The sequence below is a fragment of the Paeniroseomonas aquatica genome (assembly GCF_030409335.1).
Taxonomy (GTDB): domain Bacteria; phylum Pseudomonadota; class Alphaproteobacteria; order Acetobacterales; family Acetobacteraceae; genus Belnapia; species Belnapia aquatica.
Genome location: NZ_JAUFPN010000299.1, coordinates 1 through 15,641 on the forward strand (window position 1 = coordinate 1; position 15,641 = coordinate 15,641).

The 15,641-nt window shown below is 58.0% G+C and carries 22 protein-coding genes; 17 read left to right on the forward strand and 5 right to left on the reverse strand.

The genetic code is table 11. The annotated features are described in order from the left end of the window. The 13 genes from QWZ14_RS30130 to QWZ14_RS30190 all read left to right on the forward strand — a co-directional run. Positions 1-2,329, forward strand: a 2,329-nt coding sequence (locus QWZ14_RS30130; RefSeq protein WP_290320762.1) for a hypothetical protein, incomplete at its 5' end; no start/stop codon positions are given. Beyond that, entirely contained in the window at positions 2,326-2,682 is a 357-nt protein-coding gene (locus tag QWZ14_RS30135; RefSeq protein ID WP_290320763.1) for a hypothetical protein, read from the forward strand. The genes QWZ14_RS30130 and QWZ14_RS30135, both read left to right, overlap by 4 nt. A gap of 140 nt (positions 2,683-2,822) precedes the next feature. Then, on the forward strand, positions 2,823-3,206 hold the full coding sequence (locus tag QWZ14_RS30140; protein ID WP_290320764.1) for a hypothetical protein: 384 nt from the start codon (positions 2,823-2,825) through the stop codon (positions 3,204-3,206). After that, positions 3,203-3,481 carry a hypothetical protein gene (locus tag QWZ14_RS30145; RefSeq protein WP_290320765.1) on the forward strand — a complete coding sequence of 93 codons (279 nt, stop codon included), beginning with the start codon at positions 3,203-3,205 and terminating at the stop codon, positions 3,479-3,481. Before QWZ14_RS30140 ends, QWZ14_RS30145 begins: the two co-directional genes overlap by 4 nt. Positions 3,482-3,719: 238 nt before the next feature. Beyond that, positions 3,720-3,980 (forward strand): hypothetical protein, encoded by a 261-nt coding sequence (locus QWZ14_RS30150; RefSeq protein WP_290320766.1) that lies wholly within the window; start codon positions 3,720-3,722, stop codon positions 3,978-3,980. Continuing rightward, positions 3,980-4,189 (forward strand): hypothetical protein, encoded by a 210-nt coding sequence (locus QWZ14_RS30155; RefSeq protein ID WP_290320768.1) that lies wholly within the window; start codon positions 3,980-3,982, stop codon positions 4,187-4,189. Before QWZ14_RS30150 ends, QWZ14_RS30155 begins: the two co-directional genes overlap by 1 nt. Positions 4,190-4,342: 153 nt before the next feature. Next, on the forward strand, positions 4,343-4,921 hold the full coding sequence (locus QWZ14_RS30160) for a recombinase family protein (protein WP_290320769.1): 579 nt from the start codon (positions 4,343-4,345) through the stop codon (positions 4,919-4,921). Between the two features lie 408 nt (positions 4,922-5,329). Further along, positions 5,330-5,686 carry a hypothetical protein gene (locus QWZ14_RS30165; protein ID WP_290320770.1) on the forward strand — a complete coding sequence of 119 codons (357 nt, stop codon included), beginning with the start codon at positions 5,330-5,332 and terminating at the stop codon, positions 5,684-5,686. Next, a complete protein-coding gene (locus QWZ14_RS30170) occupies positions 5,686-5,928 on the forward strand; it encodes a recombinase family protein (RefSeq protein ID WP_290320771.1) in 243 nt (80 codons plus the stop codon). The genes QWZ14_RS30165 and QWZ14_RS30170 overlap by 1 nt, the downstream gene beginning before the upstream one ends. Then, on the forward strand, positions 5,909-7,381 hold the full coding sequence (locus QWZ14_RS30175) for a hypothetical protein (protein ID WP_290320772.1): 1,473 nt from the start codon (positions 5,909-5,911) through the stop codon (positions 7,379-7,381). Before QWZ14_RS30170 ends, QWZ14_RS30175 begins: the two co-directional genes overlap by 20 nt. Before the next feature lie 69 nt (positions 7,382-7,450). After that, the gene (locus tag QWZ14_RS30180; RefSeq protein ID WP_290320773.1) at positions 7,451-7,804 is read left to right on the forward strand and encodes a hypothetical protein; all 354 of its coding nucleotides are present in this window, start codon (positions 7,451-7,453) and stop codon (positions 7,802-7,804) included. Continuing rightward, complete coding sequence (locus QWZ14_RS30185; RefSeq protein ID WP_290320774.1) at positions 7,804-8,232, forward strand: hypothetical protein; 429 nt, start codon at positions 7,804-7,806, stop codon at positions 8,230-8,232. The genes QWZ14_RS30180 and QWZ14_RS30185 overlap by 1 nt, the downstream gene beginning before the upstream one ends. Further along, complete coding sequence (locus QWZ14_RS30190; protein ID WP_290320775.1) at positions 8,225-8,437, forward strand: hypothetical protein; 213 nt, start codon at positions 8,225-8,227, stop codon at positions 8,435-8,437. The genes QWZ14_RS30185 and QWZ14_RS30190 overlap by 8 nt, the downstream gene beginning before the upstream one ends. Positions 8,438-8,450: 13 nt before the next feature. Here the strand turns inward: QWZ14_RS30190 and QWZ14_RS30195 are convergent, their stop codons facing one another. The 3 genes from QWZ14_RS30195 to QWZ14_RS30205 all read right to left on the reverse strand — a co-directional run bounded on the left by QWZ14_RS30195 (position 8,451) and on the right by QWZ14_RS30205 (position 10,478). Beyond that, positions 8,451-8,711 (reverse strand): hypothetical protein, encoded by a 261-nt coding sequence (locus QWZ14_RS30195; RefSeq protein ID WP_290320776.1) that lies wholly within the window; start codon positions 8,709-8,711, stop codon positions 8,451-8,453. A gap of 766 nt (positions 8,712-9,477) precedes the next feature. After that, positions 9,478-9,819, reverse strand: a complete 342-nt coding sequence (locus tag QWZ14_RS30200; protein ID WP_290320777.1) for a hypothetical protein — start codon at positions 9,817-9,819, stop codon at positions 9,478-9,480. 413 nt (positions 9,820-10,232) lie between these two features. After that, entirely contained in the window at positions 10,233-10,478 is a 246-nt protein-coding gene (locus QWZ14_RS30205; protein WP_290320778.1) for a hypothetical protein, read from the reverse strand. Positions 10,479-11,449: 971 nt separating this feature from the next. On the opposite strand from QWZ14_RS30205, the gene QWZ14_RS30210 reads away from it, so the two are divergent. Continuing rightward, positions 11,450-11,611 carry a hypothetical protein gene (locus QWZ14_RS30210; RefSeq protein ID WP_290320779.1) on the forward strand — a complete coding sequence of 54 codons (162 nt, stop codon included), beginning with the start codon at positions 11,450-11,452 and terminating at the stop codon, positions 11,609-11,611. 163 nt (positions 11,612-11,774) lie between these two features. On the opposite strand, the gene QWZ14_RS30215 is transcribed toward QWZ14_RS30210, so the two are convergent. Beyond that, positions 11,775-12,110, reverse strand: coding sequence for an H-NS histone family protein (locus QWZ14_RS30215; RefSeq protein ID WP_290320780.1), 336 nt, complete (start codon positions 12,108-12,110; stop codon positions 11,775-11,777). Between the two features lie 81 nt (positions 12,111-12,191). Then, a complete protein-coding gene (locus QWZ14_RS30220; protein ID WP_290320782.1) occupies positions 12,192-12,611 on the reverse strand; it encodes a helix-turn-helix domain-containing protein in 420 nt (139 codons plus the stop codon). Positions 12,612-13,298: 687 nt separating this feature from the next. On the opposite strand from QWZ14_RS30220, the gene QWZ14_RS30225 reads away from it, so the two are divergent. The 3 genes from QWZ14_RS30225 to QWZ14_RS30235 all read left to right on the forward strand — a co-directional run. Continuing rightward, positions 13,299-13,511 carry a hypothetical protein gene (locus QWZ14_RS30225; RefSeq protein WP_290320783.1) on the forward strand — a complete coding sequence of 71 codons (213 nt, stop codon included), beginning with the start codon at positions 13,299-13,301 and terminating at the stop codon, positions 13,509-13,511. 50 nt (positions 13,512-13,561) lie between these two features. Continuing rightward, positions 13,562-13,969 (forward strand): hypothetical protein, encoded by a 408-nt coding sequence (locus QWZ14_RS32165; RefSeq protein ID WP_290320784.1) that lies wholly within the window; start codon positions 13,562-13,564, stop codon positions 13,967-13,969. Positions 13,970-14,140: 171 nt separating this feature from the next. Next, on the forward strand, positions 14,141-15,641 hold a 1,501-nt coding region (locus tag QWZ14_RS30235; RefSeq protein ID WP_290320785.1), incomplete at its 3' end, for a hypothetical protein.

Below are 15,641 nucleotides of genomic sequence, written 5' to 3' on the forward strand. Positions count from 1 at the left end.
TGGTGCGGATTGGCGAGCACCAGGGCGGCGGGCGGTCGCGCAGGCTGCGGCCGGTATCGGCAAATCAACCCTGGTCGCCGCGTGCATCACGACGCGCCAGGCTGACTTGGGCAACGTGGGCTTTCTGACTGACAGCACGAAGAACGCCGAAGCCATCGCAGCCAAAATTCCCGGCGCGGTAGTCGTGCGAGGCCGTGGCAAGCCCGACCCGAACCGCACGGATGGCGCGGCGATGTGCCTGCGGCCGGTTGCGGCGGAACGGGTGGCGCAAGCTGGTCTGCCGGTCGGGCAGATGTTGTGCAACGATGGGAATGGTAAGTTTTGCCCATTCTTCAGTGAGTGCGGATGGCAGGAGCAAAAGCGCCGCAACCTGTCGGGCGAAATTACTGTTTTCGTCGGATCGCATAACTACGGGACGCATCACGGCCCGATGCCGGCGCTTGATGCCGTGGTCATCGACGAAAATTGCGTCAAGCCGCTGATCGGCCATATCGAATTCGGCTTTGACCGGCTGCTGCCGACCGAGACGGCGGGCTATCGCGGTGGAAATTTCGGCGCAGCCATGGGCTACCGCGACACCATGGCGAAGGTCTGCAACGCCCTGCGCGACCCTGCTGGTGCCCTAGCTGGTTTGCGGAGCCAAGGCATAGCTGATGCTGCCGGGCTTGGTGCGGCTGTCGCCTACCTGACTGCGGTAGAGGAAGGCGAGTTCACCGGCGACATCGCACCCGACATGAGCGACGAGCTGGTCATCGAGCAGCTTGACCGGCACGAGCGCAGCGAAATCGGGTTGATTCTTAAACTGCTGACAGCATTGCAGGAGGAAATCGGCATACCGCGCGACCAAGCGCATGGCGTTGCTTACCATCCGAATAAGCCGGTGCGGATTAACGGCAAAACTGAATTTCAAAATCGCGTATCGGTGCATTACCGCAAAACTCTATCTTTTGCGAAAGATGTGCCGGTGCTGCTGCTAGATGCGAGCGGCGACGAGTCAGTCTATCGCCAATTGTTCGGCGCAAGATTGGAAATCATGCAGTCCGTTAAATGCGACCGTAATATGCAGGTTGTTCAAGTCCGCGATGTGACGATGCCGAAAAGCACACTTCTTGGCGCAGATCGCTATGGTAATGCGCTGTCGGATAAAAGCGCGAGCAAAGCGGCGCAGTTACGTGGCGAACTGACAAACGCAGCAAATGCGCTCGCGCAAAAGCATGGGCCGTTCTTTACCGCGTCTTACAAGAAAGTTGTCGAGGAAATGCGCCCGGCACTGTCGGATGCGGTTTTAACCGGGCATTTTGGCAATCTGCGCGGATCGAACGAATTCGAAAATTGCACCGCCGGGATGATTGTCGGGCGCCACCAGGTGCCGGTTGAAGTCGTGGAGGCTGATGCCCGCGCCCTATGGTCCGACGACCCGGAACCGCTGAACCTGCCAGGCCGCTACATCAAGGCGACCCGTGGCATCAGGATGCGGGACGGGTCCGGTGAGCCGGTTGAGGTGGACATCCACCCGGACCCGAGGGTTCAGCGCGTGCTGGAGTTGTATCGGGAGCGTGAGAGCGAGCAGGGCGGCGACCGGCTGCGGGCCATCCATAATCCTGAGGCGAAGCTTCTCTACGTTGTCTGCAACCTGCCATTGGACATGACGGTCGACCGGGTGATTACGAAGGCGCAGTTCATGCACGAGGCGACCGGCGCAATCGATAACGGCAAGGTCGGCAAGGCGCGGCGGCTGAACACTAGCAGGCTGGTCGAAGCGTTCCGCCTCACGGGCGGGCTGCTGCCAACCAACCGGCGCGAATTGTGGCGTCTGGCGCAAGATAAAACAAGCGTTATCAATGGCTTGTGGGATTCTGAGAAGGCTGTTCGGAATGACTTGGACGGCATTTCGTTGCAGGACCTAATTGGGCAGTGTCGGCTAACTGATATCTCTATTGCTGAGACTGCCCAATTAGCCATCGAAACGATTACCTACCGCCATGCCGGGCCTGGGCCTGCATCCGTGGCCCTGGTCGCCATCCCCGGCAAGGCAGGCCGCGCGGCCCTGGAGCGTCTGCTAGGCAAGCCCGTCACGTCTTATGTGTCTGATGCTCCTGCGCCTGAGCCGGTGCCTGCTGTCGCTGTGGTCGTGGACAAGCTGCTGCCCTGGCAGATGCCTGCGACACGTCCCGCTGCACCCGCCGTGTCGGTCGTCATCCCTGGCGTGACCTTCACTGTCGTAAGTCGGATGCAGTTCGCGCCGGTCCCGGTTAGCGCGACCGTGGGGCCTGAAATGTTTACCGATCATCAAAATAACACCCGTATTGGAAAAGGTGCCGCGTTATGAGCAAGCCCGCTCAAATGCAGATTAATTTTGATGCGCCTATCGCTTTTCCGCTATCGCCGCGTGCTGCTGGTCGTCTGGCAGCGCGCCAGCGGCATAATGTGCTGACTAACCCGCACCCGGAGGATTCATTTGCCTGGACGGAATGGCGGGCCGGTTGGGGTTTGGTTTGGGGAATTCCAGAAAGTGCCGAAGGCAAAGCTGAATATCTGCGGCTGGAATTCCTGCGGCTCTGGGGTGTGCTTACCGAAATACGGGATAATCCCGATTGCCCGCAGCGCATTCGTGACAAAGCAACGCGCGCCCTGACTCTGGACAAGGCGCAGCAAAAGGAACCAGAAGTGCGGGAGGGTTGAATATGCCTATCCGAAACCCCTGCCCTGCCCCTTTTGAAATCTAGCACCCGCCAGCGAGATAAAGTCTTGAACCGCCAAAAGTAACAAGCATATAACCTTGATTACCCGCATAGTATCGTGCAGTTATCAGGTTACGCATTTTGGCAAAAGAATTAGGCCCATTTAGTCGCAAAACCGCAGTTAATCGCTTAGACAAGCGCACTGCGCCCGCACGACTGATGAAAAAGGTACGGCGCGATCTTTTAGAGCATCTTGGCAATAGGCCGCTGTCTATTACCGAATCTATGATTGTGGATCAGATTTGCTGGCTGCATTTGCATGTCAGTCTTGCCAACGCAAAAGCATCCGAGGGCGGCGAAATGTCGGATATTTTTGCGAGGACTTACCAAGGCTGGTCTTCGAGTCTTCAGAAGGCCCTGATGCGGCTGGACGCTACTTTGGTGCCGAAACCGACTGCTGATGCGTCGCCAAATGCTCTTGCCGAATACATTAAGATGAAAAGCGAAGTGGAGCGCGAGGCATGACTGAAGACGCCGAGTGGGCAGTTGCAGAACGCCGCGCCAATTTCCGCCAGCTAGAGGCATGCACCGCAGATTTTCACATGTTCCATGCAAGTGGCGCTGGATATTCCGGTTTTGTGGAATGCTCTGCGTGCGGCGGCAAAGTCACCAGATTGGCAGGCAATTTTTATTATTATGGCCTGAAGGCTGGTTTCGACGCGGCGGCACGAATTGCGCAGCAGGAAGCTCAGGACATCAAAGCACTGCGCCAGCGCATGCAGGCTGAGTTCAAAGAGTGAGGACTTCTGACAAAGCGGAGCAGGCTGAGAACTTCGCACGGTTTGAGCTATGCGCCGGCCGCCCGCATGAATTCCAGCCGCTCTACGCCGATGGCGAATCTAAGCCGATCGGTGGCCAATGCTGGAGATGCCAAGGCACCATCTCACGCTCAAGCCATGCTTGGTATCTTCGCGGCTTGCGAGATGGTGCGGCCCATCCCGATGCCGCCCGCGCGCTGCTGCCATCGTGGCTGAAGCCATGATGGACGCCACCAGCCTGCCGGAAGACGCAGGCCAGCCAGTGTGGCGCATTACCGCCACCAGCAGGTGCAGCGGCGCCTGGCTGGCAGCAGTGACGCTCGTTACCGGCAAAGTCGGCAGCACGGTCTTGCACGTCGCCCGCGTCGCGGAGGATGGCCGCGTGTGGTTGCCGGCGAGTTGGCCCGCCGAGTTACGCACCGCTGTTGCCCCAGCCGTTGCCGAGGCCGCGCGGGTGCTGCTGGCTGAGGGCCGGGGCTGATGGACTACCGCATCCTCAGCATCACCGCTGATGGCCCTGTCGTGGTGCTGTGCGTGGCTGTTGGCGGTGTGACGCATGAGGTGCGCGTGACGCCGCAGGGCCACGTCATGGTCCCGGCGGAATTGGCTGGGAACTTTCAGCGGGAAGCCATCGAGGCCGATTGCTTGGCGATGGTGGAGCAGGCGGCCCGGCTGGGGTGGGTGGCGTGATGGCCGGCGGGTTGATGCTTCTTTGTCCTATAGGTCCCGCTACCACGCTACAGCCGGCGCACCTCTCTTTTTGTCCTATGCACATTATGCTTGACCAATCGGACGCCGAGTCCTACGATGTTTAAGACATCATCGGACACAGGACGCCCCGCCATGCTCATCGGATATGCCCGCACCAGCACCGTGGAACAGGAAGCCGGTTTCGAGGCGCAGCAGCGCGACCTCCAGGCTGCCGGATGCGAGAAGATTTTCAAGGAACAGGTTTCCAGTGTTGCTAAGCGCGTTGCCCTCGAAGCCGCTATCGATTTTGCCCGCGAAGGCGACGTGTTCCTTGTGACCAAGCCGGACCGGCTGGCCCGTAGCGTGTTCGACCTCCTGGCCATCGTCGCCCGGCTGGAAGCCAAGGGCGTGGGGCTGCTGATTTTGTCCATGGGCGGCCAGCCGGTTGATACGCGCAACCCGACCGGAAAATTCACCCTGACGATGCTAGGCGCCGTCGCAGAGTTTGAGCGGACCCTGATGCTGGAGCGCCAGCGCGAAGGCATCGCCAAAGCAAAAGGCGAAGGCAAGTACAAGGGAGGCGTTCCGACCGTAGCGCGGCAGGCCGACGAGATGCGGCGCCTGCTGGCCGATGGTGTGAAGCCTGCCGAGATTGCCCGCCGGCTGGGCGTGGCGCGGTCCTCTGTCTACCGCGTCATTGATCCCGCCGCAGCGGCGCGGGAGGCCGCATGATGACCTTCAGCGATGCCGCACGGGCTACCAGCATTGCCAGCCGTCGGGCTCGTGCTGCTGCGCATGCTGCCGCAACGCTGTTGTTGATCCGCGAGGCGCAGGCGGCTGGTGCAAGTACACACGCTGAAATTGCAAATTATCTGAACGCGCGTGGCTCCCGCTCATCACTAAATTGTCTATGGAACGAGCATAGAATTAGTTTTGTGCTGCGACAGGCGGAGCGTGCGCGATGCCCGTGATTACCGCTAATCGAACATCAAATGGTGCAGCCCTGCGCGCTCTCGCCGATGCTCGTGCTCGCGCCCTGGCACCATTGATCGGCGAGCTCCGCGAAGGGGGTGCGAGCACGTTTGAAGCAATTGCCTGGCAACTCAATGATCGTGATATTCAGACGAGTTCTGGAAAGTCATGGACGGGCTCGACGGTGCGGCACCTTATGCTGAGACTGAAGAATCTATAATGCCGCTCGTTGTCACCAGCGCCACACCACGCGCAAGCCCGCTTGGTGCCATCCGGCTGTCCAATCCTCCTGCCAAGGCCCCCGAAGGATGTTGCCTGATGGCCACCCGCCAGGAGATTGCCGTAGCAAGTATGGCCCACGCAAAAGCGTTAGAGCCGCTAATTCGAAAACTTGTTGTTGAAGGTATTACCGGCACGACGCACATCGCGCGGGCGCTGAATGATGCCGGCTATCCTGCAATTCGCGGTGGTTTATGGACGTCGGCGCAAGTAGGCATCCTGTTACACCGGCTTGAGCTCCGCTAATGCCGATTACTGCCGCCCGCGCCGCTCTGAACACCACCCGCAAGGCCAGAACTGCCGCTGCTGCTGCGGCTATAATAAAGGTAATTATAGAAGCCCGCGCAGCTGGCGTGACGACAAGTGCCGATATTTCAAATTATTTAAACAGGCATGGTTTTAGAACACCATTAAATTGCAGATGGACACCAAATACAGTTCGATTGTTATTAAAGAAAGTATCTCAGAGTGAAGCCAAAACAGATTAGCTTGCCTGTTGCGATAACTATGCCTGATATTTTGACCGTAATGGAAGATCCAAACCTGTTCGGCCCGCACTTTAAAGGTGCGTCGTGGGAGCCGTGGAAAGCGTTTCTGGGCGGGTTGTTCGGCCTGCCGATGACACCCGAGCAGTTTGAGTTATTCAAACAATTCACGGGCCGCACTGTCGCGCCAACTGCCCCGGTTCGTGAGGCGTCGCTAATCTGCGGGCGCAGAGCGGGAAAAAGCAGGGTTTGCAGTTACGTTGCAACATATCTTGCATGTTTCCGCGATTACCGCCCGTACCTCGCACCCGGCGAGCTAGCAACCATTGCTGTGCTTGCCAGCGATAGGAGGCAAGCCAGAACAATATTCCGATATATTGCTGGCGCGTTCCGCAATATTCCATTGCTCAAGCCAATGGTTGTGGAAGAACTAACAGAATCAATAACTCTAAATAATTCGGTAATTATTGAAGTTGGCACGGCTAACCTACGTGCAACACGCGGTTATACCTATGCCGCCGTGGTTGCTGACGAGGTTGCATTCTGGCGCGACGAGACAAGCGCCAATCCCGCCGAGGAAATCCTTAACGCCATCCGGCCGGGGCTAAGCAGCATTCCAAATTCCATGCTGTTGCTGGCATCCTCGCCCTATGCAAAGAAAGGCGCGCTCTATAGTTCTTATAAGCGGAACTACGGCCGCGATGATGCCCGCACACTGGTATTCAAAGGCAGCAGCCTAGAACTCAACCCTTCGCTTGATCCCGATGTTGTCGCCGAAGCATACGAAACCGATCCCGCCGCCGCTAGTGCCGAATTCGGCGGCAATTTCCGCGATGATATTGTTAGCTATGTTTCCGCCGAAGTTATTGATGCAGCAGTGCAGCCCGGCCGTAGTGAATTGCCGCCGATTAGTTCTACCCGATATGTCGCGTTCGTTGATCCTAGCGGCGGCAGCAGCGATTCGTATTGTCTCGGCATTGCTCACAGCGAACGGCGTGGAATTGGACCAAGCGCGACGACTACGGCCGTTCTCGATCATTGTATTGAGTTCCGCCCACCATTCTCGCCCGAGGACGTGACTAATCAGATTGCCGACGCGGCCCGCCGGTACGGTTGCAAGGTTGTGGTGGGTGATCGTTACGGTGGGGAGTTCCCCAGGGAATTACTCCGCAAGAAAGGAATTGAATATAAACTGAGTGATCGCACCGCATCAGACTATTTTAGAGATGCGTTGCCCATTCTCAATTCGGGCAAGGCTGAACTATTGGATTTGCCAAGGTTGCGGCAGCAGTTTTTGGCGCTTGAGCGTCGCACAAGCCGCACTGGTAGGGACGTAGTCGACCATCCCGTAGGCGGTCATAATGATTTTTGCCTGGTTGCCGCAGCAGCAGTAGTAATAGCATCTGGTGGCGGCGAGACAGATTGGGTTTCCCGATTTAAAGCGCTCGCAAGTTAATAGTGCAACGCCACGCCTAACCGTGCATTCTATTATATATTCGATGGCTACGTTTTGAAGGATACCATTATGCCAACCCGCTTTGATTTTCTCCACGATGTTGCCGACTCCCAAAATGAAAGACGCCTTCAGCAGGAGGCGCTTTCCATGCTGAGGGCGAACAAATCCGCGCAGGCTATTCTGGACCGCGAGGCCGCCGCCAAGGACGCCCGCGAACGTTGGGCCGCCGAGCAGGTTCATGCCAGCCGCCCGGTGCCGCAGGCTGGCCTCCAGCAGGCCGCTCAGCAGCGCATGATGGCGCGCGTCAGCCCCGGCTGGGCACCGCCCGCCCCCCTCACTCCGCAGGCGTCTCCGGTGTTCACGCCAGGCGGTTCTGCCGCTGCGGCACGCGACCTTATGCAGCGCCGGCAGGGAGGTCGCTGATGGTCGGGGCATTCGGGCCAGGCCGCATTGGTGGCTTCGACCACCTGCCGGAAGCGACAAAGCTGAAGGAGCTGGCGCGCACGCGGTCGACGGTGCGGGAGCTGCTGGCCACGCCGCGCAGCGAGTTTCCTAGCGTCTCTGTGGTCTATGGCGGGCGCGAAGTTAGTGAGGTCGCAGTCGATCGCGCATGGACGATGGCTCGGATGCGGCTGCGCCAGCACGGTGGCGACGTCCTCGAGGAGCTGGCCCGGCAGTTGGCTGTGGCTCTGGCGGATGAGGCGACACGGCGGAAGCGGCTGGAGCCGATGGCAACGCTGACAAGCGACGGGGCGCGGAAGGTAGGCGAGCTGCAGAAAGCCGGGCTGCCGCACGACCGGCCTCTTATCGCGCCGTTGGTTTTGGTGCCGGTGAGGAATAGCGATGCCTGACGAAATCCCACCGGATCAGCGCGTTTTCTATTATCGCGCATACCATAACCCTGAAACGGGCGAATATTATACAATTCGCAATCCCGAAACTGGATTGTGGTATGGCGAGAAAATCCCTGCGGTCTTTATTGAGGGGATTCCGAGTGCAGGAGCGGGCAAGGGCGGGACGACAATCAGGATGCGGAAGCTGCGCGCTAAGCGTTGATGGGTTTTTAGCTTTAATGGTCAAATAACGCATCAACTAACATTTCTTGATATTTAGAAAGCAAACAGATTATAATATCTTCTCCGGAAATCGCAAATCTGTTTGCGGCGAGGTATTGATCTTCAATAGATTTAAGTGCTTCTCTTAGAAGGTTGACTGAATAACCTGGAGGTGCAAATTCAGCAGAGCCGGGAGATTCCATAACCTCAATCTTTTTGCGAACGCCCTTGCAGATAATTAGAGCTTTATAACTAGTTATATAAATATCGGGCATTTTGGTTCCTTTTTTAATTAGGGAGAAACATTAGCCCACGCGTCGCACGTATAATCCTCCGGCACGATGAATGCGGCCTGCGTCTCCAGGCCGCACCGGCCGATGGTCTGCTGTGGTTTGCTTTTCCAGTGCAGGCAATCTCGGCAAGCGTGCCAGCCTTGCCATGCCGCTGCATACCGGGCGCGGTCTTCTGCGGGCAGGGTTTCGTTCCAATGGGCACCAGTAGGCGGGCGAGCTTCAGGCATTTGTTTAGAGTTCATGCAGCAGGCTAACGCTTCGTTGCCGCCCGCCGCTGAAGCGGCCGATGGGCGCTTGGTGCTGAAGCCGTTGTAGCCAGCCTATGGGACAACCAACGGGTCGGCGGGGGCATGAACCTCCAGCGTGGCCAACCCTAAAGCCAAGATGCGGCGGGCAGCTTCGGCACGCGATGGAAGATCTGGTTGATCGCGGCGCCATTGGTCGATGCGTTCTGCGAGAACAGCCGGCAATCGGATTTCGAAACGGTGCGATGATGATTTTTTCATGCTGCACCTGCGCACGAAACCGTATGATACGTAAGTCCTGTGCAGCTTCCTGGGCACCGCCTAGGCCGTTTTGTACCAGCCATGCCTGGTGCGCGTGCGGAACGCTACTTGTCCAGCGTGAACCAGCCCGGGCATGCCGACGTTTAAGCAGGGATCTCTTGTTCAGAGGTCTCCCAGAGCTTCTCTCCTTTGGGCTGCCTTCGCGGGCAGCCCATTTTTTGTCCAACGTGCTGCAGTAGCAGCTACCGCGACATCCGCATCCCGAGCTTCGGCGCTATCTTCTGCACCAGCTGTACCTCTATGGCTGGTGCTGGTGCCTTGGCCTCAGCCGACAGCCTCTGCTGCCACTCTGCCGCTCTGGCAGGCTGACCGTTGCGCCGGTCAAAGTCTGAGAACCGCGCCACGGCATCGGCAAGCGGCATGCCTTCACGCACTTTGCGGCCGTAGAGCGCCACAGCCCGCTGCATGTCGGGTTGCAGCGCCGGCAGCATGGACCGGGCCTGCTGTACCAGCCGCAGACGCTGCCCTACCGCCTGAGCCATCGCGCCACCCTTGTCCTGCGCCATGGTCAGCGTCTCGGCCATGCTCTGGCGAAGCCTATGGGCGCGTTGTGTGAGGCTGTCTGCGGCCTGCCAGCGGCTTTCCAAGCGACGCTCGAAGGCAGCAAGCCTCACTTAAAGTAATATCGAGGACATATCCTATAGCCGTGCATTGCTTTCACCACGGAAGAATTGAGTATCATTTTTTATACTCAATGCTCCTTGCGTGGAACAATCATGGCCAAATACGTTCTGTCTGCCCGTAAAATCGGTTCAACGAAGGTTTGCTATTTCCATAGTTACCGCGACGATGGTGACTTCGGTAAAGCGGTTTGGGCTGACTATATAAATAATGCGCGATTGTTTAGCGCATTAGAAATCGAGACCGAAAAATTACTATTGAGCAAACAATGCCCGCAATTTCTAATCGATATGTTCCGACTTGATGATGCTAAAAATTAAATAATAGGAGAATGGGCCGCCCGGTATGTCCGAGCGACCCATTTTGTATCAGGGCCGGTTTGGATTTCCGGCGCGATCCATTGCTCGCCCTGCAGCTTCAGCCGGCCGCGAGCCGGATCCAGCTGATCACGCGTCTGCTGCGCTGTGGTGGGATTTGGCGTCCGCGACGGGACACTCGTCTTGCTATCGGCGCAGCCTGTAACGGCCATTAGGGCAACAAGCATAATGATCTTATTTTGCATCAATGACTTCCTTGGCCTTGGCTAATTGAAGCTGCTGGGATGAGAGCAGCTTACTAGATCTGGCCCTTACCGCTGCATTCGCATCCCCCACACCATCTGCTGCACTCACTGCTGTTGCCTGGTCGGTGTATCGGGAAGCAGCCCTGGTGTGAGTGCTAATCAGAATGAAGAGGCGGGGTGCGACAACTGGCGGCGGTTGAACCCATTGGTTTGTATATAAGACTCCAAAAACGCAATGGAACTTATCTCTCGTTTGTCCCGCTTTCTCCCACATGTCCCGCACGCCAGAGGTGCGACAATCTGCAATGGCTGCATGGCCGTTGACTGGCCGCACGCACGGCCGTCACACTCGTTTGCATGGAAGATGCAAACGAATGGCTAACGTATGCACAGGCCGGTGAACGCCTGGGCATCACGGCCGAAGCCGTACGTGCGAAGGCTATCCGCCAGCGATGGCGCCGCATGCCGGGCAATGATGGAAAAGCCCTGGTGCAGCTACCGGCTGGGCTGGCTGGCGATGTGACGAGCATGCCGCCGCACACCCGTTCACCACGCATTCGCACACCCGTTGAACGGCCGGATATCAGGGCGCTAACTGATGCCCTTGCTGTGGCACGCGAGGCTGAGCAGAGGTTGACTGCGGAGTTGCAGACCGAACGGGCGCGCACGGCCGTGCATCAGGCCGACGCTTTGGAACAGCGTAGCCGGGCAGAACAGGCCGAACGCGAGCGCGAGGCAGCCCGCATTCTAGCGGCAAGGGCAGAAGGGGAGGCATCTGCTCTCCGCGAGGCCATAGCTCGAGAAGCCCGAAGGTTGGAGCAAGCTGAAATCGGAAGACTAATAGCCGAAACTCAGCGTGATGCCGTCCAAATGGCCCGTGATGCGACTGTAGCGGAGTTGGCGAACCAGAGGGCTGGTGGCCCTCTGGTACGCGCGTGGCGCGGCTTCTGGCGCACATAGGCGCAATACCGATGGCTGCGCTGATCTCTGAATTGATAGTGATGGTGTTGGCCGTAACCTTGATGGCCATGGTCGCCCTCGGCCCTAAAAGGCACACCAAACTGGCGGCCGTCCTGATGAGCCTTGCGCTGATGGCGGCATCATTGTCCGTGGCGCACCAGTGGTTCCGCTAAAACTACCCGGTACTGCTGCATGAATTCATTCGACACCGGCCGTTTGAGACGATCGGGGCGGCAAATCGGTATTACAGGTAACTGGTGCGATACGGCGGCGGTAGGTGTACCACAATAGTCAAAGAGACATGCCTACATGTGCAGTAGGCATGCCAATCGAAAATTAGACTAAAAACTCGCCTCTATCTTTCCCCTTGATCCAAGCCGGCTCGCGCCCCCTGCCGGTCCATGTGCCGCCAGTCGCGGGGTCTTGATATTTCGGAGCGACCTTTTCGCCCTTGCTACGGCGCGTCTTGCGTTCCTTGGCAGGCTTCTGCGCTGCCACCAAGGCGCTGATCGACAGACCCAGCTCGGCAGCTTTATCTCTGAATTCAGACAGCAAGTCTGCCTTGGCACCTTCGAGCTTTTCTTGGCGCTTGGCCTGCGCGGCCTCGATCAAAGCAGCCAATTCGGGCACGGTGAGGTTGTCGAGATCAAAAGGCGTCTTCGAATCAGGCATGCACATCTCCTACCAAAGATGCCGGTTTAAAAGATTTTGGCTTCAACGCAACCAGGCTACGATGAATTGGTGGTAGTGACGCTACTTGACTGGCGTCTCTTCCTGGGTTCCCGCCATGGCGCGAGCCATTTGAAGCAACGCTTCCAGGTGCTTTTCGCTATCGATCAGGGCAAAGTTTCGCGTCAGTTCCAGCGCCATCCGCTGGTGCGGCATTGAATCGTGCTTTTCTTCTTGCTGCATGTCTGCAAAAAACCACGCAAGATCAATTTCCAATGCCTGCGAAATTGTAAAAAGACGTCCGGCAGAAATACGGTTATACCCATACTCGTATTTATGCATTTGCTGGTAAGTCACGCCGGTTTTTCTAGAAAGTTGTTGCTGAGAGAGTCCCATGAGTATTCTGCGAGTGCGTATGCGGTTTCCGATATGACGATCCATTTCAGCCATGCGTGAAACCCGCAGCTGATTGTCATTATCTATTGCATTAAGTTTTTTTTGCACAATGATTCTCCAATATAAGAAATGTTAGCTCAGTGGATGCGTATTGAGGTTTCATAATATTGATTTGGACAAGTTTTTTTAAATGGATGACGGCTGCATTGGTGGTGTCGCAGGCTCGGCAGCCTGAAGCCCGATGGCCCGCCAGAGCCACAGCATCCCCGCAAGGCTGAGCGATTACGCTGTAATTAGCTCTACCGAAACAAGCTGGGGATCAAACCAAGGCGAAGATTGAAGTGGCAAATGGCCGCCTGGATGAAGTGCAACAGTAAATTGGCCAGCCGCGATAGCACGGGCTTTATCGGTATCAGTTGCGACTGTTTCAAAGCGCCCGCAATACCAGCTGAGCGCCCAAGCTTTATTTGATAGCTCCAATGGCTTTGGCGTAAGCAGGAACTTATGCAAAGCGATAAACCGCCAATATGACGATTTAAGCATAAAGAACTTAACGTAATTATATTTGCACAGTGTCGTTACTAATATGCCTCTATAATAACTTTAGCGATATGTCACAAACTCGGCAGACTAGTCTCTCAGCAGTGAGATACTAGAAAGGTATACATTACGAATTAGCACTGTGGCCGAAGTCGCACCCCGGCCCCACCATTGCATCCGGTGCAACAACGAAAAGTCTTGCATGGCCGTATCCCAGGCGGCTACAATTCGGGCGTGGTCAGATGGATGGCAAAGATGGCGAAGAAAGGAAGTCCGATAAATATCCGGCTTCGGAAGGATATCCGGGCCGAGATGGAGCTGGCGGCTGCCGCCGATCTGCGCTCGCTGTCGGGCTACATCGAGAAGGTCCTGGCCGACTTCCTGGTGGCGAAGGGCCGGTTACCGCAGCCCTACAACGCCCTGAGCCGCGATGGCCGTAGCGTGCCAGTGCAGACGGTTAGTGCCTGACACCACAACGAAATGCGCCGCCTCCCTGCCAGGAAGCGGCGCTGATTTCGATGATGGTTTGGTTTTCGTGCCTACGACGTGCCGTGCCCGATCAAAGCAACCGCGCCACCGCTGGCCCGACTTTTCTAACCCTGCTGCGGAAAAACCGCAACAGAAAGTCGGTTCACGGCATCGCGCAATTTAAAGGCGATACCGTTATGAGTGCATCTCCTGCTTCTACCCAACCGACCCGCCGCTTCGCTACGGGAATTCCCGAGCGGGTGCATAACCAGCACGACCGCTCTTTCCATATTCAGATGGATGCCGACGAGCTGGTCGAGCTGTTGGAGTGGGCCGCGCACGGCGCTTATGCCCTAGGTTGGCTCGATCTTTGTAATTTTTACGACAACCGGCAGATGGCGATGTTACGCCGTCTTCAGCACATGCAGCGGCCCGTTTATTTGAGCCACGCTGAATAAAAAAACCCCGGTCGCACGGAGAACCGAGCACCGGGGCCAGAACAGCCAGTTACGAAATAGTATGCATCGTAACAAATAGGCTTTTTTGCCTCTCCATGCAAGGCTTTTCGTGCGCCTTTACTATTTAAGGCGCAACGTTATGCTTAATGTTACATTTTCGGATACTGTGCGGTGACGGGCGGCGAGGGCGACGACCCTAAGGCTGCATTCGTAACCTTGCTGTGGACCGCATCGGGCCAGCCGGCGAACAAGCGCATTACGCTTGTCGATGGCAAACCGACCAAGCGGGCGCATGGCGACCGTGGAACCTACTACGGGCAGGTTGTTCGTGCCGATGATCCCGATGCGCTTGCTGCAGTGCTGCGCGAGGCTGGCGACCGGCCGGATGCGCTGCTGTCGCTTGGCTATGTCCCGGCAATGGCGCCGCAGGCAGGCGAGGAACGCGGGCAGCGGTTCCGCATCATCAGCCGCGCCGAGGCCGCCCGGCGGCTTGGCCTAGCCGCTACGGCGCCGACCGACCAGATAGACGCGGCCTTCGCTGCTGAGCCTCGCATCATCAGCGGCGATCCGGTCGTCACGCGGACACGCGGGTTCTGGCGCTTCGGCGGGTGGATGCTCTTTGATCGAGATCCGTCGCCAGAGATGCCCGACGATATCAGGCACGCGGTTGCGGACGATGCGGCCTGGCTGGCAACCATGGAGCGGGTAGCGCCGGGTATTAGTGCAGCCGGGCGCGTGCGGCTGCGGTCGTCAACCGGCCGCGTGCGATGGAACGGTGAACCGCTGCCAGCATCAGGGCGGCATGAGTATATTCGGCTGGACCGGCGGAACGCGGTCGGGACAGTAGCTCTAGGTTTACAGATTGCCGCAGTGCTGGCGGGTCTGTCCTGGCGCAAGGCGGCACGCAGCACCGCGACCGGCGAGGTGGTCTCAACGACCATGCAGCCTGTGTGGGACCCGGCGGTCTTCTCGCCCGAGCGGCTGGTCTTTGTTGGCGCACCCGACATCACAGGCGCCGGACTGACTCTGGACCCGCCGCTTGTCGAGGCTTTCAGCGGTGCGGCCTATGCCGTGGCAGCCGTGCCCGAGCATGACGATACGGCCCGCGCCGAGGCTTCCGCGCGGGCTGGCGCCATCTTCGGGAAGCGGCGGACCTCGCCTAGCGGAACTGCGGCAGATGACGCTGGTGAGGCTTACAGCGGGCCGGTTCTGACCGCTGCCGACCTCACACTTGATACCGTCATCGCGTTTCAGCGGCACGGCAAGATGACGGTTCGCGCCGCTATCAAGCGCGGGCTGGCGGATGAGCGAGCGCAGGTGCCGGAGGAATTCCGGTCCTCTACATCCTTCAATGCCATGTGGTGGCGCAACCGCGATGGCTCGCCGGTTCTATGGGACCGTGGCGCCCGCGTGCGGCATGTGCTGGCCGATGGTCGGCGCGAAGCATGGGACCCGATCGAGCCGCACTACCCGGCGCCGACCAGCACCATCCCGGAAGCCATCGCGGCACTGGATCAAGGGACTAACCAGTTTTTCGATGATGCCGTTCGCAGCTCGAAAGCGCGGCGGGAATGGAAGGCGCGGCTGGCCGAAATCGAGGAAGCGCACGAAGTCGGATCTCGAGAGCGCCGGGCTGCCCTGCGGGATGGTCGCCGCGCGATGGTGGCGGCGC